Origin of the sequence: Amycolatopsis sp. lyj-90 (genome assembly GCF_046549035.1) — a bacterium.
Taxonomy (GTDB): Bacteria; Actinomycetota; Actinomycetes; order Mycobacteriales; family Pseudonocardiaceae; genus Amycolatopsis.
In genome coordinates this window covers 277596-303064 of record NZ_JAJPWP010000009.1, presented here as the reverse complement: position 1 = coordinate 303064, position 25469 = coordinate 277596, and the positions used below count along the sequence as shown (strand labels likewise).

Annotated in this window: 27 protein-coding genes and 1 tRNA gene; 7 read left to right on the top strand and 21 right to left on the bottom strand. The window is 69.2% G+C overall.

All coding sequences use genetic code 11. The features are described 5' to 3' along the window. Positions 1–21 precede the first annotated feature (21 nt). Positions 22–1005 carry a helix-turn-helix transcriptional regulator gene (locus ACLJPX_RS32600; RefSeq protein WP_410604275.1) on the top strand — a complete coding sequence of 328 codons (984 nt, stop codon included), beginning with the start codon at positions 22–24 and terminating at the stop codon, positions 1003–1005. A 488-nt stretch (positions 1006–1493) separates the two neighbouring features. Here ACLJPX_RS32600 and ACLJPX_RS32595 read toward each other — a convergent pair whose 3' ends face one another. The 3 genes from ACLJPX_RS32595 to ACLJPX_RS32585 all read right to left on the bottom strand — a co-directional run bounded on the left by ACLJPX_RS32595 (position 1494) and on the right by ACLJPX_RS32585 (position 3411). Next, positions 1494–1913, bottom strand: coding sequence for a histone-like nucleoid-structuring protein Lsr2 (locus ACLJPX_RS32595; RefSeq protein WP_410604274.1), 420 nt, complete (start codon positions 1911–1913; stop codon positions 1494–1496). Between the two features lie 149 nt (positions 1914–2062). Next, positions 2063–2539 (bottom strand): pyridoxamine 5'-phosphate oxidase family protein, encoded by a 477-nt coding sequence (locus ACLJPX_RS32590; protein WP_410604273.1) that lies wholly within the window; start codon positions 2537–2539, stop codon positions 2063–2065. Continuing rightward, positions 2536–3411 carry an NAD(P)-dependent oxidoreductase gene (locus ACLJPX_RS32585; RefSeq protein ID WP_410604272.1) on the bottom strand — a complete coding sequence of 292 codons (876 nt, stop codon included), beginning with the start codon at positions 3409–3411 and terminating at the stop codon, positions 2536–2538. Before ACLJPX_RS32585 ends, ACLJPX_RS32590 begins: the two co-directional genes overlap by 4 nt. 83 nt (positions 3412–3494) lie before the next feature. Here ACLJPX_RS32585 and ACLJPX_RS32580 point away from each other — a divergent pair, with 83 nt between their 5' ends. Then, positions 3495–4496 carry a GlxA family transcriptional regulator gene (locus ACLJPX_RS32580; RefSeq protein ID WP_410604271.1) on the top strand — a complete coding sequence of 334 codons (1002 nt, stop codon included), beginning with the start codon at positions 3495–3497 and terminating at the stop codon, positions 4494–4496. Positions 4497–4566: 70 nt separating this feature from the next. Here the strand turns inward: ACLJPX_RS32580 and ACLJPX_RS32575 are convergent, their stop codons facing one another. Further along, positions 4567–5061 carry a hypothetical protein gene (locus ACLJPX_RS32575; RefSeq protein WP_410604270.1) on the bottom strand — a complete coding sequence of 165 codons (495 nt, stop codon included), beginning with the start codon at positions 5059–5061 and terminating at the stop codon, positions 4567–4569. 53 nt (positions 5062–5114) lie between these two features. After that, positions 5115–5187: transfer RNA gene (locus tag ACLJPX_RS32570), tRNA-Asn, on the bottom strand. 112 nt (positions 5188–5299) lie between these two features. On the opposite strand from ACLJPX_RS32570, the gene ACLJPX_RS32565 reads away from it, so the two are divergent. After that, positions 5300–5533: a hypothetical protein gene (locus ACLJPX_RS32565; RefSeq protein WP_233224131.1), complete on the top strand. Its 234-nt coding sequence runs from the start codon at positions 5300–5302 to the stop codon at positions 5531–5533. Between the two features lie 79 nt (positions 5534–5612). Here ACLJPX_RS32565 and ACLJPX_RS32560 read toward each other — a convergent pair whose 3' ends face one another. The 3 genes from ACLJPX_RS32560 to dnaG are packed head-to-tail and all read right to left on the bottom strand — an operon-like array spanning position 5613 to position 8827. Next, positions 5613–6377, bottom strand: coding sequence for a trans-aconitate 2-methyltransferase (locus ACLJPX_RS32560; RefSeq protein ID WP_410604269.1), 765 nt, complete (start codon positions 6375–6377; stop codon positions 5613–5615). Between the two features lie 33 nt (positions 6378–6410). After that, positions 6411–6923, bottom strand: coding sequence for a hypothetical protein (locus ACLJPX_RS32555; protein WP_101606108.1), 513 nt, complete (start codon positions 6921–6923; stop codon positions 6411–6413). A gap of 2 nt (positions 6924–6925) precedes the next feature. Continuing rightward, entirely contained in the window at positions 6926–8827 is a 1902-nt protein-coding gene (dnaG, locus tag ACLJPX_RS32550) for a DNA primase (protein ID WP_410604268.1), read from the bottom strand. Positions 8828–8944: 117 nt separating this feature from the next. On the opposite strand from dnaG, the gene ACLJPX_RS32545 reads away from it, so the two are divergent. Next, positions 8945–9883, top strand: coding sequence for a sigma-70 family RNA polymerase sigma factor (locus ACLJPX_RS32545; RefSeq protein ID WP_410604267.1), 939 nt, complete (start codon positions 8945–8947; stop codon positions 9881–9883). Here ACLJPX_RS32545 and ACLJPX_RS32540 read toward each other — a convergent pair whose 3' ends face one another. After that, entirely contained in the window at positions 9884–10450 is a 567-nt protein-coding gene (locus ACLJPX_RS32540) for a carboxymuconolactone decarboxylase family protein (protein WP_410604266.1), read from the bottom strand. A 170-nt stretch (positions 10451–10620) separates the two neighbouring features. Here ACLJPX_RS32540 and ACLJPX_RS32535 point away from each other — a divergent pair, with 170 nt between their 5' ends. Next, positions 10621–11835, top strand: coding sequence for an aldehyde dehydrogenase family protein (locus ACLJPX_RS32535; protein WP_410604265.1), 1215 nt, complete (start codon positions 10621–10623; stop codon positions 11833–11835). Here the strand turns inward: ACLJPX_RS32535 and ACLJPX_RS32530 are convergent. The 12 genes from ACLJPX_RS32530 to ACLJPX_RS32475 all read right to left on the bottom strand — a co-directional run bounded on the left by ACLJPX_RS32530 (position 11825) and on the right by ACLJPX_RS32475 (position 24377). Next, positions 11825–13627 carry a glycosyl transferase gene (locus ACLJPX_RS32530; protein WP_101606103.1) on the bottom strand — a complete coding sequence of 601 codons (1803 nt, stop codon included), beginning with the start codon at positions 13625–13627 and terminating at the stop codon, positions 11825–11827. The genes ACLJPX_RS32535 and ACLJPX_RS32530 overlap by 11 nt on opposite strands. Positions 13628–13636: 9 nt before the next feature. Continuing rightward, positions 13637–14713 (bottom strand): serpin family protein, encoded by a 1077-nt coding sequence (locus ACLJPX_RS32525; protein ID WP_101606102.1) that lies wholly within the window; start codon positions 14711–14713, stop codon positions 13637–13639. A 57-nt stretch (positions 14714–14770) separates the two neighbouring features. After that, positions 14771–16042, bottom strand: a complete 1272-nt coding sequence (locus tag ACLJPX_RS32520) for a deoxyguanosinetriphosphate triphosphohydrolase (protein ID WP_410604264.1) — start codon at positions 16040–16042, stop codon at positions 14771–14773. A 40-nt stretch (positions 16043–16082) separates the two neighbouring features. After that, positions 16083–16736 (bottom strand): YdcF family protein, encoded by a 654-nt coding sequence (locus ACLJPX_RS32515; RefSeq protein ID WP_410604263.1) that lies wholly within the window; start codon positions 16734–16736, stop codon positions 16083–16085. Between the two features lie 32 nt (positions 16737–16768). After that, positions 16769–17374, bottom strand: a complete 606-nt coding sequence (locus tag ACLJPX_RS32510) for a DNA-binding response regulator (protein WP_410604262.1) — start codon at positions 17372–17374, stop codon at positions 16769–16771. Continuing rightward, positions 17371–18567 (bottom strand): sensor histidine kinase, encoded by a 1197-nt coding sequence (locus ACLJPX_RS32505; RefSeq protein WP_410604261.1) that lies wholly within the window; start codon positions 18565–18567, stop codon positions 17371–17373. Before ACLJPX_RS32505 ends, ACLJPX_RS32510 begins: the two co-directional genes overlap by 4 nt. Positions 18568–18582: 15 nt before the next feature. Then, the gene (locus ACLJPX_RS32500) at positions 18583–19311 is read right to left on the bottom strand and encodes an ABC transporter permease (RefSeq protein WP_410604260.1); all 729 of its coding nucleotides are present in this window, start codon (positions 19309–19311) and stop codon (positions 18583–18585) included. Then, positions 19308–20240 (bottom strand): ABC transporter ATP-binding protein, encoded by a 933-nt coding sequence (locus ACLJPX_RS32495; protein WP_410604259.1) that lies wholly within the window; start codon positions 20238–20240, stop codon positions 19308–19310. Before ACLJPX_RS32495 ends, ACLJPX_RS32500 begins: the two co-directional genes overlap by 4 nt. Positions 20241–20438: 198 nt before the next feature. Then, positions 20439–21827, bottom strand: a complete 1389-nt coding sequence (locus ACLJPX_RS32490; RefSeq protein WP_101606096.1) for a glycine--tRNA ligase — start codon at positions 21825–21827, stop codon at positions 20439–20441. A gap of 92 nt (positions 21828–21919) precedes the next feature. Continuing rightward, positions 21920–22582, bottom strand: a complete 663-nt coding sequence (locus ACLJPX_RS32485; RefSeq protein WP_410604258.1) for a class F sortase — start codon at positions 22580–22582, stop codon at positions 21920–21922. Positions 22583–22669: 87 nt separating this feature from the next. Further along, positions 22670–23299, bottom strand: a complete 630-nt coding sequence (locus ACLJPX_RS32480) for a class F sortase (protein ID WP_410604257.1) — start codon at positions 23297–23299, stop codon at positions 22670–22672. A gap of 7 nt (positions 23300–23306) precedes the next feature. Beyond that, positions 23307–24377, bottom strand: a complete 1071-nt coding sequence (locus tag ACLJPX_RS32475) for a hypothetical protein (protein WP_410604256.1) — start codon at positions 24375–24377, stop codon at positions 23307–23309. 225 nt (positions 24378–24602) lie between these two features. Here ACLJPX_RS32475 and ACLJPX_RS32470 point away from each other — a divergent pair, with 225 nt between their 5' ends. Beyond that, entirely contained in the window at positions 24603–24986 is a 384-nt protein-coding gene (locus ACLJPX_RS32470; protein WP_101613013.1) for an ArsR/SmtB family transcription factor, read from the top strand. A 2-nt stretch (positions 24987–24988) separates the two neighbouring features. Next, positions 24989–25402 (top strand): Fur family transcriptional regulator, encoded by a 414-nt coding sequence (locus ACLJPX_RS32465; protein WP_101606092.1) that lies wholly within the window; start codon positions 24989–24991, stop codon positions 25400–25402. The last annotated feature ends 67 nt before the right edge of the window (positions 25403–25469 follow it).

Sequence of the window (25469 nt, the reverse complement as noted above, 5' to 3'; positions counted from 1 at the left end):
GTATTCCGCTAGGCTTTTCGCATGCGCGCCGACCGGTTGGTCTCGCTGGTGTTGCTGCTGCGCCATCGCGGCCGGTTGTCCGCGGCCACGCTCGCCCGCGAGCTGGAAGTGTCCACTCGCACCGTGCTGCGCGACATCGAGGCGCTCTCCGCGGCCGGTGTCCCGGTCTACGCCGAACGCGGCAGGCACGGCGGTTTCGCGCTGTTGCCCGGTTTCCAGACGGAACTCACCGGGCTGAATCACGACGAGGCGCTCGCGCTGCTGGTCGCCGGATCACGACGCGGCGCGCAAGTGTTCGGCCTCGGATCGGCGCTCGCCTCCGCCATGCTCAAGGTGGTCGACGCGCTGCCCGAAGGCCAGCGGCACACCGCGGCGGGCGCGGCCCAGCGGCTGCTCATCGACCCGGAGACCGATCTGCTCTCGCGCCGGGTGGCGGGCGAAGAGGTTCCCGACACGATCGTGGCCGAGGTCCGGCGCGCGGTGTTCGCCGGGCACAAGCTGCGGATCCGCTACGCGGCGGCGGGCAAGCCGCCCGAATGGCGCACGGTGGACCCGATCGGCCTGGTCACCGTTCGCGAGCAGGGGTACCTGCTGGCCACGAGATCCGGTGAGGATCGCACGTACCGGCTGTCCCGGCTGGCGGCGGCCGAGGAGCTCCCCGAACCCGCGCAACGTCCGGAACTGGTCAACCTGGACCGCGCCTGGCAGGAACGCAGCACGCGTTTCCGGACCGGCGGCGATCAGCTCGCCGTCCGGCTGCGGGTGCATCCGAGACGGCGGGAGGAACTGGTGGGCACCGCGCTGGCCGTCCATTCCGAACAAACGGACGCGGACGGCTGGCTGCGCATGGAAGTGATCTTTCAGGATTCACGACATGCCGAGTGGGCGCTGTGGCAGCTCGCCACGAACGCGGAAGCCCTGGCCCCGCAGTCGTTGCGCACGTCCCTGCGCGATCGCGCCACCGCGATCATCACCGGCTACGGAGGGCCTCCCGAGGCGGAGTGACCACCTGTCCGTTTGTGGTGGTCACTCGCGCGACCACCACAAACGAACCAGCGGCTCATCGAGGAGAAGAGCGAACGTGGCGTGTTCGGGCAGGATCGGCGTTCACGTGTGATCAGGCGGCGATCACCCGTGATCAGAGACGGATCTCGCGTGAAGGGGAGACGATCACCGAGTTCGGCGTACGAGCACGCGAGATCCGTTCCTGATCACACGAGGCACGCCCTTCGCTCACCTTGGGTTCAGCCACAACGGCACCTTTGCCTCACCCCTCAAGACCCGAAACGCCACTCACCACCACGAGGCCACCGATTCCGCCGCCGTGAGGGTCGCACCAGCCTTCCCAGAGCGTCGCGAAAGCCACTTTCGGGACATCAGACGTCCCGAAAGTGGCTTTCGCGACACGGCCAGTCCAGAACCATGCTGCGAAGTCCACCTCTCGACCCTGAAGCCAGAGAAGGGGTCCTTCACCACATTTGACTTACCCCTCGTTACTTCTTGCGGGGCGAACGCTTGCGCGCGGGCTTGGCCGGCTCGTCCTCGACGAGCTCCGGCTCCGCGGCGTCGAAAGCCTCGTAGATCTCGTTCGGGATCCGGCCGCGCTCGGCGATCGAGTACCCGTTTTCGCCCGCCCAGGCCCGCACGGCCTGGTTGCGCTCGCGGTCGACCGGCTTCTTCGCACCGTCGGCGACACCCGCCACCGTGGTCTGCCCGGCCGCGACCTTGACCCGGCGCCCGCCGACGCGTTTGCCCGCCTCGACGTACTGCGCGAGTTCCCCGCGCAGCGCCTCGGCGTTCGAGTCCGACAGGTCGATCTCGTACGAGACACCATCGAGTGCGAAGGGAACGGTCTGTGTCGCGGTCCCACCATCCAGGTCGTCCACGATCTGGACGACGACTTTCTGAGCCATGAAGAGCCTTTCACCAGGTCAAGCGGTAGATCATCCGCATGAGCGATGCTGGCGAGCGTAACCGGCCTTCACGGGATCGGCGGGCTGACACCCGCCGGTGTCACGAGACGTGACACACCACGCAAGAAAACGGAGAACTCACGGGCGGATCAGGCAGCCCGCCAGATCCGGCTGCGCAGATCCGCGCCGCGGATCACCTGGATCCGCCACGGGGTCAGGCGCAGCACGTGCAGCTTCGGATCCGACGGGGCCGTCCAGAAGTTGCCGAGCGGATAACCCGCGCCGCGCGGGCTGGTCCTGCGGTACAGGTCCCACACGTGTTCCTTGACCGGGAGGTCGTTGTCCCAGACGGCGGTCGCGTCCACCGCCACCGAGTTGTTCCCCGGTGCCCAGTAAGAGAAATTGGTGTGCGGGTTGCCTTCGAGGTGGGCCGCCTTGACCGGGGTCCGGTAGGTGGCCAGCCAGCCGAGCGGTCGCCCGTCGACCTTCTCCCACACCGGGATGAGGACCCGGGTCCGAGGGCGGTTCTCCGCGTCGACGGTCACCATCGTGGCGTAGTTGATCGCTCCGACGTAGGTGTCGAACTCGGCTTCCAGTTCGCCGAAGTCTCGGGTCGTCGTGCTCACGCGGCGCTCCGGAAGGACTCGACGGCGCGCGAAAGACTGGCCGCGCCGTGCCCGTCGGCGATCTGCCGGTCGATCAGTTCCTTGATCGGGAGCAGCGTGCCCGCCGGGACGCCCAATTCCTGGCTGGCGCGGACGATCGTGGCCAGCCCCGCCTGGTTCATGGCCAAACTGGACTCGCCGCCGGTGTAGCCGCCGCCGTCGATCTCTTCGGCGAAAGTGGACAGTGCCGGGAACGAATCCGCCAGCCAGGACAACAACATCGGCGTCAGTTCGGTGGCACGGACCCCGGCGGCCGACGCCATTGCCGTGGCGTGCAGGAAACCGCCGATCATGCCGTACATCCCGGCGAGAATGGCGACGTCGTACCCCGAGGCGAGACCGGCGTCGGTGCCGAGGAAAGTGCCCTTCCCCGCTAACTCCAGCCGGGTCTGCCAACGCCGGTGGACGGCCTCCGAACCGCTGTAGCTGATCGAAGATTCGGTGGTGCCGATCGTTTGCGGCACCGCGTAAACGGCTCCGTGGAGATACTCGGCCCCGTGTCCGGCCGCCCACGCCGCCAGCTCGCGCGCGTCCTCCGGCCCGCCGGAGGTGACGTTGACCAGCGCTCGTCCGGCGACCGCGTCGGCCGCATCGGCGAGGACCTGCCGGGCGACGGTGGAATCCAGCAGCGCGACGATCACGAGATCGCCGTCCGCGATCGCCTCCGCGGCCGTGTCAGCCGCCTTCGCCCCGGCCGCGACGAGCGCGTCCGCCTTGTCCGCGCTGCGGTTCCAGACGGTCGTGGGATGGCCGTGGCGAAGGAACGTCTCGGCCAGCGCGCGGCCCAGATTGCCGAGGCCGATGACGGTGACGCGTTCAGGTGTTGTGCTCATGTGCCCAGCCTCGCGACGCCGGCCTTCCGCTACCAGTGACACAGATGACCGGAAGCACCAAATTCGTGCCATAGGATGAGGCCATGAGCGCTGGTTCGGTCGCCCTGGTCGTCCCCGAGGAGATCGGGATCGCCTTCTGGGACCTGTACGAGGTGAGCATCCCCGCCACCGTTTTCGGGATGCCCCAGCCCGATCTGGCCGACCCCTGGTACGACCTGCGGTTGTGCGGAACCGGGGACCGGGCGGTGGAAGCCGCCCCCGGCTTCGCGTTGCGCACCCCGTACCGGCTGGACGACATCGTGGGCGCCGAAACGGTCATCGTGTCGTCGGTACCGGACGACGTCCTCAGCGACGGCGCGCCGGTCTCGCCCGAGCTGATCTCCGCGCTACGCCGCGCCCACGACGCGGGCGCCCGGATGGTTTCCCTGTGCTCCGGCGCCTTCGCGCTCGCCGAGGCCGGACTGCTCGACGGCCGCCGCGCCACCTCGCACTGGATGCACACCGCCCAGCTGGCCGAACGCTTCCCCGAAGTCGAAGTCGACGACTCCGTGCTCTACGTGGACGACGGCGACGTGCTCACCAGCGCCGGGATGACCGCCGGTCTGGACCTGTGCCTGCATCTGGTCCGCCGCGATCTCGGGGCGCATGTGGCGAACCAGCTGGCCCGCCGGATGGTCGTGCCCGCGCACCGGCCGGGCGGGCAGGCCCAGTTCATCGATCTGTCCGTCCCCGCGACCGACGATCAAGGACTGGCGCCGGTCCTCGACTGGGCACGGGCGAACCTCGACCGGCCGTTCACGATCGAAGATCTCGCAAGGCGCGCCATGATGAGCCGCCGGACCTTCTACCGGCGCCTCCAGCAGGCCACCGGTACGACACCGCTCCAATGGCTGCTCTCCCAACGGCTTTCCCAGGCACAGAGCCTCTTGGAATCGACGGACTTCCCGGTGGAGAAGATCGCGGAACTCAGCGGTCTCGGCACGGCGAACAACCTGCGCCACCATTTCCTCAAGCAGGTCGGGGTCTCGCCGGGCGCCTACCGGAACGCTTTCCCGCGACAGCCCCGATTGACCGCCGCCGGGTGATCACCATGTCCTGAATGGACTCTCACCGCACAGCGAATTCAGTGCCGCCGGAGATCCGCCCGACTCGTAGTCAGGCGAAGGGTTGTTCGGCGAAGCCGATCCCGTTGCGCTGAGCCAGCGTGAGGGCCTGCCGAGACACGGCCTTCGGCGGCATGCGCAGGTACTGCCGGTAGCCGTGCGCCCGCAGCCGGACGTCGAAGTTCTGGCCCTCGATGTGCCACAACGGTTCGGGCTGGTCGTCGGGCGAAGCGAGCCGGTGCACGTCGTCGATCTCCAAGAGGTCGTGCAGCGGGCCGAACTGGCCGGTGATGTCCCACGCTTTCTCGAATACCAGCGTGGCCGGCGCGATCCAGAAAGTGAAGTGTTTCTCCGGTGCCACCGGGTCGACCCAGCGCACGATGTAGTCCAAGTCGAGGAGAAGCCGAGTCGGTGGCACCGTGTCGTCCTCGTACTCGGTGACGCCGACGGCGTGGATTCTGCAGTCGTGCCAGCCCATGACCGGAAAGTCCGCGTCGGTCCAGGTGGCCTTGGACAACCCGGAAGGCGGGTGTGCTGAAGCGGTCATCGGGACAGTATCCCGGACACGAAGAAGCCCAGGCCACCTGGCCTGGGCTTGTGCTCCCCCGCTTGGACTCGAACCAAGAACCCTCCGGTTAACAGCCGAATGCTCTGCCAGTTGAGCTACAGGGGATTGTGCTCCGCACCGGCCGGATCGCTCCGACCGATGAGAGAACTTTAGCCCATGCCCTCCGGGCGCCGCACACCCACCCCCACTTTCGGCGGCGACTCGTCAAGCTCGCGTTTTGAGGGACAATGACAGCCGGAGCAAGATCGAACGGGAGGCGTGGACTCGGATGAAGATGTTCCTGCTGGGTGCGGCCGCGGGCTACGTGTTGGGCGCGAAGGCCGGCCGGGGACGGTACGAGCAGATCGTGCGGACCTACCGCAAGATCGCTGACCACCCCATGGTGCAGGGCGCCGCCGGGGTCGCTCGCGCCAAGGTCGGTGAGACGTTCGGGCGGTCTTCGCAGCGCTGACTCGGACCGAAGGGGCCCTTCGCCGCATGTGACGCGGCGAAGGGCCCCTTCACCGCGTCTGACGAGGGGAAAGTCCCCTTCAGCCCACGACGGCGACCACGAAGACCCGCCGGAACTCGAACCAGGTGGTCCCGTCGGGGCGTGGCGGGTAGGCCTCGTCCAGCTTGCGGGCGATCTGCGCGCGGAAGTGGTCCCAGTCGTCCCCGGGGAGGGCCTCCTTGACCGGCCGCAGCGAGGTGCCCGTGATCCATTCGAGCACGGCGTCCTCGCCGGTCAGACGCTGCAAATACGTCGTCTCCCAGGCGTCGACGGCGCACCCCGCGTCGGCGAGCAGGTTCCCGTAGCCGAGCGGGCTGTCGACGGCCTCGTTCTCCCTCAGGACGACGTCGGCGAGGCGCGGAGCCCACTCCTCGGTACGCGCGAGGGCGCGGACCAGGGCGTGCGAGGGGGCGTCGAAGTTGCCGGGGACCTGGAACGCGAGCGTCGCCCCGGACGGCAGGCGGTCCACCCAGCGCCGGAGCAGGACGCGGTGCTCAGGGACCCACTGGAGCACCGCGTTCGAGATGACCACGTCGGTGTCCGGCTCGGGCACCCAGTCGTTGACGTCCAGCACCCGCGCGTCGACACCCCGCGAGCGCGCGGCCTCGACCATTTCGGGGGAACTGTCGCTCGCCTCGATGATCGCGTCCGGCCAGCGTTCCGCCAGGCCGGCGGTCAGATTCCCGGGGCCGCAGCCGAGGTCGGCGACCCGGCGGGGCTTCTCGGCCGGTATCCGCGCGACGAGGTCGTGGAACGGCCTGGCCCGCAGGTCGGCGTAGTCGAGGTACTTGACCGGATCCCACATGGCGCCTCCCAGCGATACAGTACGAGCGTACTGCTAGCCGCGGGGCTTGGCCAGTTTCTCCGCCGCTTCCTCGGCGATCGCCGTGATCACGTCGACGTCGGTGCCCGGATCGGGCCGCACCTGCAGCACCGTGCCGTCCTGGCCGGGGACCTTGCGCTCGACGAACCACGCTCCCCCGGTCCCGAGGTCCTTGCGGTGCCGCCCCCGGATCGAGCCGTCGACACGCTGCCGGATCAGGATCGGGACCTTGCCCGGCCGGTCGAGCTTGAACCGCACAGGGGCCTTGTCGGCCAGCAGTACGGCCTTCCCCGCCGTCCCGGTCTCCTCGGATTCGGTGAGGGTGAGCGCGCCGTCGGACCACGCCGCCTTGCCGACCAGATGCCAGCCGACCCGGCGCGGGCCGGGGACCCACAGGCCGAGCGCCGTGACGAGCAGGTACCCGCCGCCCTCGACCGCCGCGCTCCCGACGACGTGCTCGCCGTCGTCCAGCGAACCGTCGAAGTCCGCAGGGACACGGTCACCCAGCAGGTGACGCAGCCAGCCCATGCTCAGTCCAATCCGCCGATGGCCTGTTCCTTCAGCGCCTTCCGGTACTGCTCCAGCGCGACGAGGTCGCCGAACAACGCGCGGTAGTCGTCCGGCGCCTCGACCGGGGAAAGCCGCTGGAGCTTCGACTTGATCTCGTTGATCTGACGGCCGATCAGGCTTTCCTGCACCGCCGCGAACTGCGCGGAGATGTAGCGCGAGTCGACCTCGCCCTTGGCGCGCAACGGCTCCACCGAAAGCTCGCTGAGCACCCGCCGCACCGTCCCCTGTGGACAATGCGGGGCGGCCGCGTCGAGCAGGGCGGGCCCGGTCAGCCCGGAACCCGCTCCCCCGGCGGCCAGCAGCGCCTTGTGCACGGCGACGTAAACCGGATGGGTGAACGCTTCCTCGGGGAGCGAGTCGTACTCCGCCCCGGCGAGCATCGGCTGCTGCAGGGCCGCCTTGAGCGCTTCACGCTGCGCGATGAACCGCGGATCGCCGGGAGCGGGCCTCGGCAGGTCCTCCTCCGCGGCGGCGGCGGTGGCCGCCGGGGCGTTCCGGCGGGTGTCGACCGTGGTGGAGCGTTTCGCCGAGGCACCCGCGCTGCCGCGGACCCGGTTCACCACCTGCGCCGCGTCCTGCCAGCCGACCCACCAGGCGAGTTTCGACGCGTAACCGTCACGGCTGGCGCGGTCCTTGATGCCCGCGACCATCGGGACGGTCTTCTGCAGCGCCGCGACCTGACCGTCGACGGAGTCGAGGTCGAAGGCCTTGAGCATGCTCTTGATCGCGAACTCGAACAGCGGGATCCGCCGCGCGACCAGGTCGCGCACCGCGGTGTCACCCTTGGCGAGCCGCAGCTCGCAGGGGTCCATGCCGTCGGGGGCGACCGCGATGTAGGTCTGCCCGGCGAAGGTCTGATCGCCCTCGAAAGCCTTCAGCGCCGCCTTCTGGCCCGCTTCGTCACCGTCGAAGGTGAAGATCACTTCGCCGCGGAAGGCGTCGTCGTCCATCATCAGGCGGCGAAGCACCTTCATGTGGTCCTCGCCGAACGCCGTTCCCGACGACGCGACGGCCGTCGGAACCCCGGCGGCGTGCATCGCCATCACGTCGGTGTAGCCCTCGACCACGACGACCTGGTGCCGCTTCGCGATCTCGCGTTTGGCCAGGTCGAGGCCGAACATCACCTGCGACTTCTTGTAGATCGGCGATTCCGCGGTGTTCAGGTACTTCGCCGAGACCCGGTCGTCGTCGTACAGGCGCCGCGCGCCGAACCCGACCACCTCGTTGCCGACGTCACGGATGGGCCAGAGCAGCCGCCGGTTGAACCGGTCCATCGGCCCGCGCTGCCCTTCCTTGGCCAGTCCGGCCGTGAGCAGTTCCTTGACCTCGAACCCGCGGTTGAGCAGGTGCTTGGTGAGCTTGTCCCACCCGGCGGGCGCGTACCCGCAGCCGAACGTCTGCGCGGCGGCCGCGTCGAAACCCCGTTCGGACAGGAAGTCCCGCGCCGTGCGCGCGTCCGGGGTGAGCAGCTGCTCGGCGTAGAACTCCTGGGCGGCGCGGTGCGCTTCGATCAGCCGGGCGCGGGTGCCGCGATCGCGCTGGACGCTTCCGCCGCCGCCTTCGTAGGTCAGCCGGAACCCCGCGCGATCCGCGAGCCGCTCGACGGCTTCCACGAAGGAGATCAGGTCCATCTTCTGGATGAACTTGATCACGTCGCCGCCCTCGCCACAGCCGAAGCAGTGGAAGGTGCCGTGGGTGGGGCGCACGTTGAACGACGGGGTCTTCTCGTTGTGGAACGGGCAGAGGCCCTTCAAGCTGCCGCCACCGGCGCTGCGCAGCGCCACGTAATCGCCGATGACCTCGTCGATCCGGTTGCGCTCGCGCACCTCCGCGATGTCGCTATCCCGAATCCGTCCTGCCACGCCTCCACTCTAGGCCGTGTCCGGGCAAGGCCGGTCGATGGGCCACCGCGACCGGAACACCTTTGACCTTCCCCTCACTTGCCCTTCCCCCGGACCGCCGTGCGGCACACTCGGGGAATGAGCACCGCACTGGACGAACTCGCCGGGAAGTTCGCCACCCTGCGTCCCCACCTGGTGTCGGTCGCCTACCGGCTCACCGGCGCGCTGACCGACGCCGAGGACGCCGTCCAAGAGTCCTGGCTGCGGCTGAGCGGCCTCGACGAGCAACGCCGCTCGGCCATCGAGGACCACCAGGGCTGGCTGACCACCGTCGTCAGCCGCATCTGCCTGGACCGGCTGCGGTCGGCGGTGGTCCGCCGCGAGCGGTACGTGGGCGAATGGCTGCCCGAGCCGGTCCTCGGCCCGCTGGGCACGCCGCCGTCGGAGGATCCGCTGGCCATCGCCGTCCGCGACGACGGCATGCGGATGGCGGCGATGGTGGTCCTCGACCGGCTGACCCCGGAGCAGCGCGTCGCGTTCGTCCTGCACGACGCGTTTTCGGTGCCGTTCGGCGAGATCGCCGAAATCCTGGGCTGCACCGCGGAAGCCGCGCGCCAGCACGGTTCCCGCGGCCGCCGGGCGCTCGCCGACGCCGATCCGCCGCCCCGGACGGTGCTGGCCGAGCAGCAGCGGATCATCGAGCGGTTCATGACCGCGATGCTCACCGGCGACATCCAGGCGGTGGCCGAGGTCCTGCACCCGGACGTCGTCCTGGTCGGCGACGGCGGCGGCAAGGCGCGCACGGCGGTGCACACGGTCACCGGATTCGACAAGGTCACCCGGCTGTTCCAGGGCCTCATGCGGATGTACGACCCGGCAGGCATCGAGCAGGCGAGGCTCGCGCTGGTCAACGGCGACCTCGGGCTCTACATCCCGCCGCAGGCCGCTTCGGCGGGCTACCGGGCGCTGGACGAGCACGTCAACGCGTTCGTCGTCCACGACGGGAAGATCGTCGCGATCTACGACGTGGCGAATCCGGACAAGCTCACCACCGCGCGGTCCCGCGCCGGCGCCTGATCAGGGAAGCGGGATCCGGCAGGCGTCGCCCGAGGTGAACCCCTGCGCGGTGATGTCGAGCGCGCTGTTCATCCGGGCGCGCATGTTCTCGAGCCCGATCTGGTAGGTCAGCTCGATGACGCCCTTGCGTCCGAACTCGCGTTCCAGCCCGGCGACCTGCTCGTCGGTGACGGTCACCGGGCTCGCGGTCATCGCGTCGGCATAGGCGAGCGCGAGCCGTTCCTGCTCGGTGAAGGCGGGCGACTTCGCGTAGTCGTCGATCTTCTTCAGCCGTTCGATGTCGAGCCCCTCGTGCATCTGCAGCATGGTCCCGAAGTCGATGCACCACGCGCAGCCGAGCTGCGTCGCGACCCGGTACACGGCCAGCTCGCGCACGTTCGCCGGCAGGGCCTTGCTGGCCTTCTCGACCAGCATTTCGTGCAGCCCGCTCGCGCGAAGCAGGGCCGGGTGGTGCGCGGAGACCGCCAGCGGCTCGGGCACGGCACCGAAGCGTTTCCCCGCGAACTTGTAGAACAGCTTCAGCATGAAGCCGGCTTCGGTGGTCTTGACGGCGGGAATGCGCGGCATGGTGTCCTCCTCGGTGCGATTTGCGGTCGGAAGGTGGACGAGACGGCCCGCGAGGACGTGACAGTGACGCGCGCCACGATTTAGCCTTTTCGCCGGAACCGCCATTCGATCAACGACGGTACGCTGGTGAGTCGGTAATTCCTTGAACACAGCCGGTGCGAGGAGGACCGATGCTCGCCGTCGAAGATCCCGCGACCGGACAACGGATCACGACAGTCCCGGACGCCGGAGCCGCCGATGTCGACAAGGCGGTACGGGCCGCGGCCCGTGCCTGGCCCGCCTGGCGCGACACCGACCGGCACGCGGCGCTGGCTTCGTGCGCTGTCGTCGTCGAGGAGGCAGCGGAGGTGCTGGCGCCCGTGCTGACCGAGGAGCAGGGAAAGCCGCTTCGGGAAGCCAAAGCCGAGTTCGCCAGTGCGGCGGCACGATTCCGGTACTTCGCGCGGCCGGGACGGGAACCACTGGTCGTCGGTGACGGCCCGGTCGCCGCGATCACGCCGTGGAACTTCCCCGTGCAGCTGGCCGCCGCGAAACTGGCGCCCGCGTTCGCCGCGGGGAACACGGTGGTGCTCAAGCCGTCGCCGCGGACCCCGCTCACCACCCTGCACCTCGGCCGGATGCTGGCGGAGGTGCTGCCGCCGGACGTCCTGACCGTGCTCACCGGGCGGGATCCGCTCGGCGAGCGCCTGGTCGCCCACCCCGGGATCCGGAAGGTCGACTTCACCGGTTCCGTTCCCACGGGCAAGCACGTGGCCGCCGCGGCCGCGCCCGGTTCGAAACGGCTGGCGCTGGAACTGGGCGGCAACGATCCCGCGATCGTCCTCCCCGGCACCGACGCCGCCGTCATCGCGAAACGGCTGTTCTGGAGCGCGTTCGCCAACTGCGGGCAGATCCGCGTGGCGGTCAAACGGGTCTACGCCGTCGGGTCCGCGTACGAAGGCGTCGTCGAAGCACTGGCGGCCTTCGCGGAAACGGTCGTCGTCGGCGACGGCCGGACGCCCGGAACGCAGCTCGGCCCGGTGAACAACCGCCCGCGGTACGACCACGTCATCGATCTGACCGAGCAAGCGCGGGCGGACGGGGCACGGCTCGTCACCGGCGGGCGGCTCGACGGGCCCGGGTACTTCTTCGCCCCGGCCATCCTCGCCGGGGCACACGACGGGATGCGGGTGGTGCGCGAGGATCAGTCGGGCCCGGTGCTGCCGATCGTGCGATGCTCCACAGTGGACGAAGCCGTCGGGCTGGCCAACGCCACGCCGTCGGGCTTGTCCGGGTCGGTGTGGGGCCCGGACGAGGAGCGCGCCGCCGGAATCGCGGCGCGGCTCGGCTGCGGGACGACGTGGGTCAACGAGCACGTGACCGATCGCGAGAGCGTCAGGGAGTGATCGTCCGGACGTCCCAGACCCAGACGCCGTCGACGAACTCGGCGGGCTTCCGCAGCAGCAGGTCCACCGTGGCCCGGAGCGCGTCCTGGTGTTCGCGCGGGATCAGCACGAGCACGTCGGCGTTCCAGTACCGCAGGTCTTCCAGCGCCTGCACCCGTTGCGATTCGGTGATCGTCGCGGGCACGCCGGTCTGCTTGATCTGGTCGAAGATGATCGACGTCGGCCGCTGGATGGCGCCGTAGCGGCCGCGTTTGTCGTCCGGGCCGCTCGGCCCGACGAAATAGCCCTCGGGCATCGAATAACCGAGGCCCGCGTCGATCTGCCAGTGCAGCGGCTCGGATTCGCCGGAACTCGGCAACGGCACGGGCACCACGGTCCCGCCGGGTGCCACGTAGGTCCGCCAGGTGCCGTCGGCGAGGAACCTCGGTGTCGGCGGGCGGTCCTTCACGATCAGTTGCGTCGGCGCGATCGGCAGCAGGACCGCGATCACGACGCCGATCCACACCAGCCGCAACGGGAATCGCCGCTCCCCCGGCACTTCGGGCAGCTTCGACGCGACCGTGTAGACGCGCTCGGTCGCCAAGGCCAGCAGGGCGCCGATGAGCGGGATGCAGCCCATCGCGAGCCTGGATTCCAGCAGCGATTCGAACAGCGGCAGTTCCGACAGGAGTTTCCACGGCCCCGGGATACCGGTTTCTTCGTGCACCACGACGAGTTGCACGCCGAGCGAGAGCCAGGCCATCACGAACATCGAGATCGCCAGCGCCCGCGCGAACACCTCACGCCACAGCCAGACGGTGATGACCACCATCAGCACGATCAGCGGCCAGCCGAAGAAGGCGTTCTCCTCGGTCCGGTTCATCGACACGTCCGCCGCGGCCTGCGGCTGCCCGGCGACCGACTGCGTCGCGAACCGGGTGAACGCGGCCGTGTCGTTGCCGACGGCGCCGTGCTCGATCGCCTGATAGCTCTGCGGGCCGAAGAACTGCCACCACAACGGGAACGCGCACAGCACCAGCGCCACGAGGACCCCGATGCCGACGCCCTTCCCGAGCGGTTTCGCCATCGGCGGGAACTCGCGGTAGTTCGTCGCGAAGTAGGCGATGGCGAAGATCGCGAACGCCATCGCGAAGATCAGCAGCGGCTCTTCGCCGAGGAAGATCTGATACGCCGCCAGGAGGCCGAGGAAGATCCCGTTGCGGACCGGGCGTTCACCGCGCGCGATCTTGAAGACCAGCAGCGCGATGAACGGCAGGACGAACCACGCGACGAAGTTCGGGTGCGCGTTGCCGTGCGAGATCATCGGCGGGGCGAATCCGACGAAGGCGCCGCCGATGGCCGCGCCGACCCGGTGGGTGACCAGATGCCGTGAGAAGACCCAGTACCAGGCCGCCGCCGTGCCGGCGAGACCGCCGGTGAGCGCGATCGCCCAGGTGACCGTCGGCCCGAAGGTGAGCGTGATCGGCGAAAGCGGGATGCCGATGCCGAGCATGGCCGTGTTGGCCATCAGGTTCACGCCGAGCGGATGGTTCTGGAAGTGCGACGAGAGCGGGTTCCTCAGGTGCAGCACGTTGTCCGCGGTGACGGAGAAGAACCACTCCCACAGGTTCTGGTCCGAAGCGCTGTTCCAGAGGTAGCCCTCTTTGAGATCGAGCCAGAGCCCGTTGTAGAGCAGGAAAGCGAACAGCACGAAGCTGCCCATGATGGCGGCGTCGACGGCGGCGAACCGGCGAGGTCTCGTGGGAGTCTCTTCGGCCTCCACGGCCGCCGCCTCAGCCTGGAAAAGGCTCACTGACCATCCTCACGGCTCGACTACGCGGGCGAGAAAGTAGATCACACCCGTCGAGGCATGCCTCACGAGCAGAAGGAAGGGACGATCGACGGCGACCTCGAGAGGTTCGTCGACCATGATCGACGTGAGCCGCATCAGCACCGCCGTCGCGGCGGCGCCTTCGAGGCCCTGTTCGTCGATGCGGAGCACGGACTGGTGGACGACCTCCGACACTTCGAGCCGGTCGTCGTCGGCGAGCCCGGTGAGATCGGCGCGGGCGGTGAACATCGTCCGGACGCCGAGCTCCTGCAGTTTCGCCGTCAGCGGGCTGTCGACGTCGAGGTCGAGTTTCGGCAATGACAGGGCGAGCGTCTTGGACCGCGTGTTCTCCAGCAGCCGCGCCAGCTTGCCCGCGTCGAGTTCGGCGTCGTCGAGATCGCCGTCCGGCAGCAGGATGGTCGCCTCCACCCCGCCCTCGGCGCCGAGGCGGACGACCTGCCAGCCGTCCTCGTGGGTGTGGTCGAGCTGTTTTTCGAGCCACATCGTCGGCACCGTACGGGTACCGGACGGCGCGTGGAAGTCCGCGGGCGCGGTGTTGTCACGCGAGAACGGATTGGTCCAAGCGGTTTTGAGATACAGCGCGTTGACGATCGCGGCGACGGTGTCCGGCGCGACGGTCCCCGGCTTCAGCAGTTCGGGGATCAGCTCGCGGGTGGCCTCGGCGACGTCGGCGTTGATCAGCCGCCGCGCGGCTTCCGGATCGTCGCCGAACGGGGCGCTCGCCACCTTGCCGCCCGGCCAGGCGGCCAGTTCGGCACGGAAGGAGTCCTCGATCGGGAGCCCGTCCCAGGCCCAGAGCGTGTTCGCGACCGCGAGTTCGGGGCCGTCGTCGAGCAGCGACGAGGCCTTGCCCAGCAGGTCGGCGAGCTCGTCCGGGTCGCCGAGCAGCGCGATCAGTTCTTCTCTGGTCTTCCCCTTGGCGGCCTGCGTCACCAGGCCGAGCGCGCTCGCGATCGAGTACGGCGAGAAGCACGCGTTCTCCGCGCGGCTCGCCAATACCCGATAGAGGTCCAGACCAAACCGGAGGTGGCTTTCGACAGCGCCCATGCCGCAGACCGTACCGTGCACGGGCCTGTCCGTCTCCTGTCCGAAAGTTCCGTTCCCTCAGCCGTGGCGGCCCGTGTGCCAAGCGTGCCACGCGTAGGCCTGCGCGTCGGTGAGCGACGCCACCTGGTCGACGACCACGCGCAGGCGGGCCGCGTCGTCCGCGGCGGCCTCCCACGCGGGCAGGAACAGGCCGTCCAGCGCGTCCGGGGCGCGGCGGCACAGCGCCTCGACCAGTTCGGCGAGCGTCTGGCGCTGGCCGTCCTGCATCGCGAGGCGCCGCCTGTCGCTCATCACATACCTCAGCGCGAGCGCCTTGAACAACGCGACCTCGGCCGCGACCTGCTCCGGGATGACCAGTTGCGCGGCATAGCGGCGCAGCGGCCCCTCGCCGTACACCTTGCGCGTCGCGCCGACGACCGCCGTCGCGAACCGGCCGACCAGTTCGCTCGTCAGCCGCTTCAGCGCGACCTGTGCCTTCAGTGATCCGTCGAGGCCCGGTTCGGTGAGCGCCGCGACCACGGGCAGGTCGAGCAGTTCCTTCGCCGCACCCTCCAAAGTGGACTGCGACTGGTGCGAGAACCGGCGCGCCGCCTCGGCCACCGCCGCGCGTTCCTCGGCGTCGGCCAGGACCCGCAGCGAAATCCGGCCCGCCAGCACGCCATCCTCGACGTCGTGCACGGAGTACGCGACGTCGTCGGACCAGTCCATGATCTGCGCTTCCAGACAGGTCCGGCGGTCCGGCGCGTTCTCGCGGACCCATGCGAAGACCTCGGCATCATCGGCGTAGACGCCGTACTTCGGATTGCCCTCTTCACGCTGCCACGGGTACTTCGTCGACGCGTCGAGGCAGGCGCGGGTGAGGTTCAGCCCGCCGACGGCCCCGCCTTCGAGCAGGACCTTGGGCTCCAGCCTGGTCAGGATCCGCAACGTCTGCGCGTTGCCTTCGAAGCCGCCGCACGGCTGCGAGACCTCGTTCAGCGCGCGCTCGCCGTTGTGCCCGAACGGCGGGTGCCCGATGTCGTGCGCGAGCCCGGCGGTGTCCACCAGGTCCGGGTCCGCGCCCAGCTCGTCCGCGATCCCCCTGCCGATCTGCGCGACCTCCAGCGAATGCGTCAGCCGGGTGCGCGGCACCCCGCTGACCTCGGCACCTTCACCGGGGCCGACCACCTGGGTCTTGCCTGCCAGCCGCCGCAGGGCCGCCGAGTGCAGCACCCGCGCGCGATCACGGGCGAAGGCGCTCCGCCCGTCCTCGGCGCCCTCCAGCGCCGCGCCCTTGGGCCGCTCGGGCAGCAGGCGCGCCCTGTCGGCCTCGGTGTAGGTGTCACTCACCCGTCCAGCTTATGCGTGATCACCGACACTTATCGCCGCGTCAGACCTCGCCGGTACCGAACAGAGTGTCCGCCGGGGACTTCGTGAGCCGATAATAAAGCAGCGCGCCCGTCTCGCGGACGATGTAGCGCGCCTGCGTCTCGCGGGTCTGCACCACCGGGCCGCGGTGGGTGGGCGAGGTCCAGGTCTCCAGGCCGACGTCGTCGGCCATGATCCGGGCGCGGAAGGAGTGCCACGGGTCGCTGACCAGCACCGCGGTCTTCCAGCCCCGTTTCTGCACCTGCTCGGCGACGGCGCGCAGGCTGCGCAGGGTGTCGCTGCCCTCACCGACCGGCAGCGTCGCGGAGACGGGCACGCCACGTTTGCGCAGCCACTGCGCTCCGGCCTGTGCCTCGGTGTAGTTGTCGTCGGCCTTCTTGCCGCCCGCGGTGACGATCGTCTTGGCGACGCCCTGGTCGTACAGCGTCTTCGCCTTGGCCAGCCGGGACTCGAAGATCCCCGACGGCCTGCCGTTGTACTGGGCCGCGCCGAGCACCACGATGACGTCGGCCTGATCGCGCACGTCCTCCCGCGCGACCTGCCAGACCCGGAACGCGGTCCCGCCGATGACCGCGACGACGATCAGCAGGAACCCCGCCACGGTCCGGCGCACCCAGTTCGCGCGAGTGGGCTTGGTCCGTCCGGCGGTACTCACGGGGGTGATTCTCGCAGAGCGGCGAGACGATCTCAGAGCCAGCCGTGCTCTTCCGCGAGCCGCACCGCCTCGGCCCTCGTCCTCGCCCCGGTCTTGCCCATCGCGGCCGAAAGATGGTTGCGCACGGTGCCTTCGGAAAGGTGCAGCGCCCGGGCGATGTCGGCCACCGTGCTGCCGTCCTCGGCCACTTTGAGGACATCGCGCTCGCGTCCCGTGAGCGGGCTCGCGCCGGTGGCGAGCGACTCGGCGGCGAGCGCCGGATCGACCACCTTGAGTCCACTGTGGACCCTGCGGACGGCGTCGACGAGCTGCTCTGGCGGGGCGTCCTTGACCACGAATCCCGCCGCGCCCGCCGCCATCGCCCGCGCGAGATAGCCGGGTCTGCCGAAGGTGGTGCAGATGATGATCCGGCACGACGGCAGCGCGCCGTGCAGCTCGGAGGCGGCTTCGAGGCCGTCCTTTCCCGGCATCTGGACGTCGAGCAGCGCGACGTCCGGCGTCGTTTCCTTCGCCTTGGCGAGCACTTCGTCCCCCGAGCCGATCTGCGCGACCACCTCGATGTCGGATTCGAGACCGAGGACGGTGGCCAGTGCCCCTCGCACCATGGCCTGGTCGTCGGCGAGCAGGACCCGGATCACGCGCAGCCTCCAGCGGGTTCGGTGAGCGGTGCACGCGCACCGCTCCGCACGGCGGATTCCGGTACCTCCGCGCGGACGAGCCATCCTCCCGCAGAAGGCGCTGTCGCGGTCAAGGTCCCACCGACCGCGGCCAGCCTTTCGGTGAGCCCGCGCAGGCCGTTCCCCGCCGTCACCTCGCCGCCGTCGCCGTCGTCCTCGACTTCCAGCCAGGTCTTGCCGAAGCGGACCTTCACCCGCTTCGCCCCGGAATGCCGGAGCACGTTGGTGACCGCCTCGCGCAGCACGTAGCCGAAGGTCCGCTGCAGGGCGGGATCGACGTTGTCCACCGCGTGCGGCAGATCCGCGTCGATCTCGGCCGCCCTCAGCGCCGCCCGTGCCCCGGCGATCTCCGCCGACAGCGACACCTCGCGATACTCGGAGACCGTGGCGCGGATGTCCGAGAGGGCACTGCGGGTCAGGCTCTCGACCTCGCTGATCTCCTGCAGCGCGCGGCTGTCGTCCTTGCCGCTCTCCAGGATCCGGCGGGCGAGCCCGGCCTTGACCGTGATGGTGGTGAGGCTGTGGCCGAGGATGTCGTGCAGGTCCCTGGCCAGGCGCTCCCGTTCGCCCGCCACCGCGAGCGTCGCGATCTCCCGGTTGGCCGCCTCCAGCTTCCGCACCGCGCGGACCAGGTTCGCCATGAAGAACATCGCCGCGGTGATCGAGGTGACCGCCACCAGATCGCCGAAGTCGTCCTTCCCGATGGCCAGGTGCACGCCCAGCACCACCAGGAGGGCGCCGCCGTCCAGGATCACCGCCCACGCCGGAGGCAAGGTGAAGGACAGCACCGCCGTCGCGTAGATCAGGATGTACGGGTTGTTGTCGTGCAGGAAGACCAGGACCAGGCCGATGAGCAGCATCAGCACCGAGAAGGTGTAGGTCGTCTTCCGCAGGGAAGGCCGCAGGCTGAGCGGGAACAGCACGTAGCAGGCGCCGTACACGACCAGGAGAGCGATGATCACCAGCTCTTTCCCGGTCGCCCCGTCGGTGCACAGCTCGACCGCGGCCGGGACGAAACTCGGCAGGATGAAGGCGATGCCGAGGATCGCCCACCGCCCCGGCCGGGGCCCCCTCCCGGTCCTCGGCGGCATGTCCGACCACCAGTTCTCACGGCTGTTCAAGCCCGTCGTAACCCTGCCCGGGTAGTCGCTCACCGGTTCACCCTTTTCTCAGACCCGCGCACTGTCCTTACGGTAACGCCTGATCACCAGCGCCCCGAGGACCAAGGTCCACGCCGCCAGTACACCGAGCGCCGCCGTGAAGCTCACCGTGAGATGGTCGGTGACGACCGGGCGGACCAGCTGGATCAGCCAGTACGTGGGCGTCGCCTGGGCGAGGTCGGCCATCCACGACGGCATCCCGTCGATCGGGATCCACATGCCGCCGAGGAACCCCATGCCCATCATCACGATCATGTTCATCGGCTGCATCGACTCCGGCGTGCCGAACTGGCCCAGCAGCAGCCCGAGCAGGACCAGCGGGATCGCGCCGAGCCAGATGCCCAGCACCAGCCGCAGCCAGCCCGCGGCGTCGAGGTGGACCCCCTGGACCAGGACGCCGACCAGTGGAACGAGGAGCAAGGACGGAAGCGCGACGAGCATCGCCGACAGCGCCTTGCCGCCGAGGTAGCCGGTGCCGGTCAGCGGGGTCAGCCGCAGCTGGCGCTGCCAGCCCGTGGACCGCTCGATGGCCAGTTTCGCGCCGCTCGTCATCGCGGCGGAGAAGGTGCCGAAGGCCATCATGTTGACCATGATCACCCCGGAGATGTTCACGTCGCCGGAGCCGAAAACGTTGGCCTGCAACAGGAACATCAGCACCGGGAAGGCGACGGCGAAGAGCACGAACCGCGTCGACCGGAAGGTGCGGACGATCTCGGTCTTGAGAAAGGTCGGGTTCATCGGACAGGTTCCTCGGTCTTGTCGGTCGAGTCGGTCGTCAGGGAAAGGAAGGCGCCTTCGAGGCCGATGGCGCTGATCTCGATGTCGTGCGCTTCGGGCACGCGGGTCAGCAGCGCCCGCAGCGTGGCGTCGGAATCGGAAGTGGAGATGGCGGCGCGGCCACCGCGGAGCTCGAAACCGGTGACCGCGGGGAGCCCCGCGATCACCGGCTCCGCCGCCGCGGGCACCACCGCGCGGACCGTGCGTCCCCCTGCCAGCGCACGGACCTGCGCGACCGAACCGTCCGCGACGACCCGTCCCGACCGCATCAGCACGACACGGTCGGCGAACTCTTCGGCCTCTTCGAGATAGTGGGTCGCGAACAGCACCGTGCGACCGGAGTTCGTGTACTCGTACATGGACTTCCAGAACTCGCGGCGCGTGCCGACGTCCATCGCGGCGGTCGGCTCGTCGAGGATCAGCAGGTCGGGATCGCTGACCAGTGCGACCGCGAACCGCACGCGCTGCTTCTGCCCACCGGAAAGCCTGGTGGACCGCCGGTTCGCGATGTCCTCGATCCCGGCACGGCGCAACGCCTCGCGCACGGGCATCGGCTTGCGGTGCAACGCGGCGACCATGCCGACGGTCTCGGCGACCGTCAGATCCTCGACGAGCGCGCCGCCCTGCAGCATCGCGCCGATCATCCCGTCGCCGACCGCGTCGCCCGGCTCACGCCCGAAGACGGTCACGGTGCCGCTGTCGGGCACGGTGAGGCCCAGGATCATGTCGACCGTGGTGGACTTGCCCGCGCCGTTGGGGCCAAGGAGCGCGACCACCTCGCCCGGCGCGATCGTGAGGTCCACGCCGTCGACGGCATGGACGTCGCCATAGTGCTTACGCAGGCCGGAAAGCCGTACCGCCGCCCCCGCGGTGATGTCTTGTTCTCGCATGCCTAGAGCTTGTCGCGCTCAGGCGTCCCGTCCGTGGGCCGCGCGTCACGACCTGGGGGTGACAGTTGTCAGGGGTGGCGCGCTCTGGGGGGGTCCAGGGACGCTATGAAAGGCCCGTTACTTGCAAATTTTGCAAGTAACGGGCCTTTCATAGCGTTGGCGCGCGAGGTGTGGCGGCAGCGGGGTGGGTCGGGTTGGTCAGCAGCCGATCAGCCGGGCCGCCAGGTACGACTCGAGCTTGTCGATCGCGACCCGCTCCTGCGCCATGGTGTCGCGCTCCCGCACGGTCACCGCGAGGTCGTCGAGCGTGTCGAAGTCGACGGTGACGCAGAACGGCGTCCCGATCTCTTCCTGGCGCCGGTAGCGCTTGCCGATCGAGCCGGCGTCGTCGAAGTCGGCGTTCCAGTGCTTGCGCAGCATCGCCGCGACGTCACGCGCCTTGGGCGTGAGATCGGCGTTGCGGGACAACGGAAGCACGGCGACCTTGAACGGCGCGAGCCGGTAGTCCAGCTTCAGCACGGCGCGCTTGTCGACGCCGCCCTTGGCGTTGGGGACCTCGTCCTCGTGGTACGCGTCGACCAGGAACGCCATCATCGAACGGCCGACCCCGGCCGCGGGTTCGATGACGAACGGGCGGAACCGCTGCTTCGAAGCCTGGTCGAAGAACGACAGGTCGACGCCGGAGTGGTTCGAGTGCGTCGTCAGGTCGTAGTCGGTGCGGTTCGCGATGCCCTCGAGCTCGCCCCACTCCTGGCCCGCGTTGAACGCGAACCGGTACTCGATGTCGACGGTGCGCTTCGAGTAGTGGGAGAGCTTTTCCTTCGGGTGCTCGTAAAGGCGCAGGTTCTCCGGCTTGATGCCGAGGTCCTTGTACCAGTCGGTGCGCGCGTCGATCCAGTACTGGTGCCAGGTCTCGTCCTCACCCGGCTCGACGAAGAACTCCATCTCCATCTGCTCGAACTCACGCGTGCGGAAGATGAAGTTGCCCGGGGTGATCTCGTTCCGGAACGACTTGCCGATCTGGCCGATGCCGAACGGCGGCTTCTTCCGCGCGGTGGTCTGCACGTTGAGGAAGTTGATGAAGATGCCCTGCGCGGTCTCCGGACGGAGGTAGTGCACGCCCTCCTCGGACTCGACCGGGCCGAGGTAGGTCTTCAGCATCATGTTGAAGTCACGCGGCGCGGTGTATTCGCCCCGGTTGCCGCAGTTCGGGCACGGGACCTCGGACAGGTCGTCCTCGGTCACCTCCTTGCCCGTACGTGCGGAGAAGTCCTCCGCCAGCTGGTCGGCGCGGAAACGCTTGTGACAGGAGAGACATTCGATCAGCGGGTCGGTGAAGACGTCGAGGTGACCCGACGCGCTCCAGACCTGGCGGGGCAGGATCACCGAGGAGTCGAGGCCGACGACGTCGTCCCGGCTCTGCACGACGGTCTTCCACCACTGGCGCTTGATGTTGTCCTTGAGTTCGACCCCGAGCGGCCCGTAGTCCCACGCCGACTTGGTACCGCCGTAGATCTCTCCACACGGGAAAACGAAGCCTCGACGCTTACACAGGCTGACGACGGTCTCAATGGTGTTCGCGGGCACTCCACGCTCCGAAGCATGCGGGGACGGTTAGGACTTGGAACGACAAGACTAACCGCAGGACCCCGCACGACCTCCGGCGAGGTTGGAACGGCTCAGGGCCGGCTGACCAACGAGGCGGTGACGATGCGGTTGTCCTCGTAGCCGTCGGTCCCGCCGACGTACTCGCCACCGCACGTGACCAGCACCAGCCGGTGCGGCCCGTCCGGCCCGAACAGCTTCTCCGCCTGCTCGGCCAGCTTCGTTTTGTGCACGGTGACGATCTCGCCGATCTTGTAGACCCACTTGCCGCCGTCGGTGTCGACGACGTTGACCTCTTGCCCGGTCTTGAGCCGCCACAGTTCGTCGAACGGGCCCTTCTTGCCCTTCCAGTTCACGTGCCCGGAAAGCAGGGACGCGCCCTGGTCGGCGCCCAGTTTCGAGCCCCACCAGGTGGCTTCGTCGAGACCCTCGGGGATGGGGAGGGTCCCGTCGGCGGTCAGTTCCTTGCGGATCAGTTTCGCCGTGCCGCCACCGGGCAGTTTGACCGTTCCGGGTGCCTGTCCCGTGTCCGCGGCGACCTCGGCCGTCTGCACCGCCGACGTGTTCGCCGCGTCCTGGGCCGCCGCGACGACCGGCTCACTCCTTCCGGTGAACACGAGCACCGCGACCACGGCCGCCACCACGAAAACCGCGGCGCCGGCGAGGATCCATCGCAGGCCGGGGCGTTTCTTCGGCTGCTCCTCGCCCACCATGCCGTCGTCGAACTGTCCCACCATCGGGTATTACTCCTTGCTCGCGTCAAGCCGCCGGAGCGGCCGGTGTCGCTAGACACGCGACGCGAGCCGACGCGGGTTGCATCGACTTCAGGCGGGCGGCCCGGAAACGGGGGTCGCGACGACGACCCGGTTGTCCCGGTAGCCGTCGGTCCCGCCGAGGTAGTCGCCGCCGCAGGTGACCAGCACCAGCCGGTGCGGCCCGCTCTGGGCGAACAGTTTCGCCGCCTGCGCGGGCAGATCGTTCTTGTGCACCGTGACGACCTCGCGCACGCGATAGACCCAGACCCCGCCCGCCGCGTCGCTGACGGCCACTTCCTGGCCTTCCCGCATCCGCCACAGCTCGTCGAACGGGCCTTTGGCGCCGCTCCAGTTGACGTGCCCGGAGATCAGCGCGGTACCGGCTTCGGCGCCGAGCCGCGCGCCCCACCACGCCGCGTCGCCGAGACCGCGCGGGATCGGGAGGACGCCGTCGGCGTTGACCTCGGAGCGGACGAGCTTCGCCGAGCCGCCTTCGGGCAGGCGGATGGTGCCGGGCCGCTGCCCGCGTTTCGAGGTGTCGGCGGGCAGCACCAAAGGAGCGCCGTCCTCCCCCGGCATGACCGCGGGTTCCGCGACCGGGACCGCCGGTTCCGGCGGGATCCAGGTCAGCACGACGACGCCCGCGGAAATGGCGAGCGCGGAGACGACGGCGGAGAGTCCCGCCAGCCAGGTCCGCACGGGACCGCTACTTCTCCCGCGCCGGAACGGACTTGCGACGGCGGTGCAGCAGCATGGCCGCGACGCCGATCAGGATGCCGCCGCCCAGCAGCCCGAGCCCGACCACGGTCCGCGTCGAGCCGTCGGCCTGCGGCGGGATACCGCCCGCGGGCACCGTCCCCGGCACCGCGGGCTGTTCGGGCGCCGCGCCCGGCCCGGTGCCACCGGCGGGCTTCGCCACGAAGTTCTTCGGGATCGCGCAGCTCACGCCGCCGAGGACGATCGTCGTGCGGGCCTCGCGCAGGTCCTTGCCCACCGCGTCACGCACGTGCGTGACGATGTCCAGCTTCCAGCCCGCCACCGCGGTCACGTCGCCGTCGCGCCAGCCGCTCTGCCGGATGAGCTGGTCGAAGGCGGTCACCCGGGACACGGTCAGGTCGGAGGTCGTCTTGTCCTTGCTGAGGTTCTCGTTCTTGACGAACGACGGCGGCCCGAGCTTGAGTCCCTTGACGTCGACACCCGAAGCCCCGGACTGCCTGAGCGCGCCGGTCTCGTCCCGCACCCAGATCTTGCCCACGCTGGTCGACGACGTCGTTTTGCCCGGCGCGGCGCAGTTGACCGCGCTCTTCGCGCCTTCGAGCACCAGCACCGTGTTGTCCGCGGGCTTCGTGCCGCCGTGCCCGTTGTCGATCAGCGCGTAGTTGCTCTCCGCGCTCGCGGTCGGGACGGTGGTCTGCTGCAAGGCGGCGAGGACGTTGTGGTCACGGCTGGCGATCCCGGCCGGGTACGGGCTCTGCGCGCCGTAGCGGCCCAGGTTGATGTCCCATTTGTCGCCGAAGGTGTTCCGCTCGCCGTCGTCACGGGGGACGACGGTGCGGTCCGGGGAGAGTTTCGACTGTCCGGGCGACAGCGGCGAGCGCTGGGTCTCGGTGATCAGCGATCCCGGGTTCCCGATGCGCACCGACGCCACGTTCGCGAACGACACGGGGCCGGTCTTCTCATCCACGGCCTGCGTCGTCTGTGCCGAGGCCGGCCCCGGAACCGACGCCAAGGCGACGGCCGCCGTCGCGGCGGCCAGCTTCGTCACGAAACGAGTCATGTCTCCCCACTGCCTCCCTCTGACCCTCGCGACAACCTTGCACCGTTAGCGACCACATGCGAAGTGGAATGGTCATTTCTTTGCGAAGTCACCCGAAAGGAGCAGTAACGGCGCCGCCAAGTGGTCGACCGCTCGGCGAACAGACCACGCGGGACGGGAACACTAAGATGGGCTGGACTGTTACTGGCAATGACTTCGGAAATCATGATGAACTTGGAGGCGGCCATGGCTACGGTGACCCCGGACTCTGCCGCCCCGGGCTTCACGGAAGACCCCGGCCCGCATTCGACGGCCCGTCCCCCCGCCGAGCCCGCGGCGTCGGCCTCGGCCGCCGCCCTCGCGGACGCCGGCGACCTGCTCAGGGCGCTCGCCGCGCCCGTGCGCATCGCCATCGTCCTGCAGCTGCGTAACGCGGACAGGTGCGTACACGAACTTGTGGACACGCTCGATGTCGCGCAGCCGCTGATCAGCCAGCACCTCCGGGTGCTCAAGACGGCGGGCGTCGTACAGGGTGAGCGACGCGGCCGTGAGGTGGTGTACCGACTGGTCGACGATCACCTTGCGCATATCGTGGTAGACGCCGTAGCCCACGTTCAGGAGGGGAAGTGAGCATGAGTCCCACGACGGCCAACAGTTCCGCGCCGGTACCGGGACGCCGGTCGACGAAACAGCGGGCCGCCGTGGTCGAGCTGCTCAAGGCGATCGACGACTTCCGTTCCGCCCAGGAACTGCACGACGAGCTGCGCAAACGCGGCGACGGTATCGGGCTCACCACGGTGTACCGGACCCTGCAGTCACTGTCGGAGGCCGGCGAGATCGACGTCCTGCGCACCGACACCGGCGAGGCCATCTACCGGCGCTGCTCGTCGCACCACCACCATCACCTGGTGTGCCGTCTCTGCGGCAGCACCGTCGAGGTGGAGGGCCCCGCGGTCGAACGCTGGGCCGAGAAGATCGCCTCGGAGCACGGCTTCTCCGACATCAGCCACACCGTGGAGATCGTCGGGACCTGCTCGAACCACTGACGTTCAAAACGCTATGAAAGGCCCGTTACTTGCAAATTTTGCAAGTAACGGGCCTTTCATAGCATCG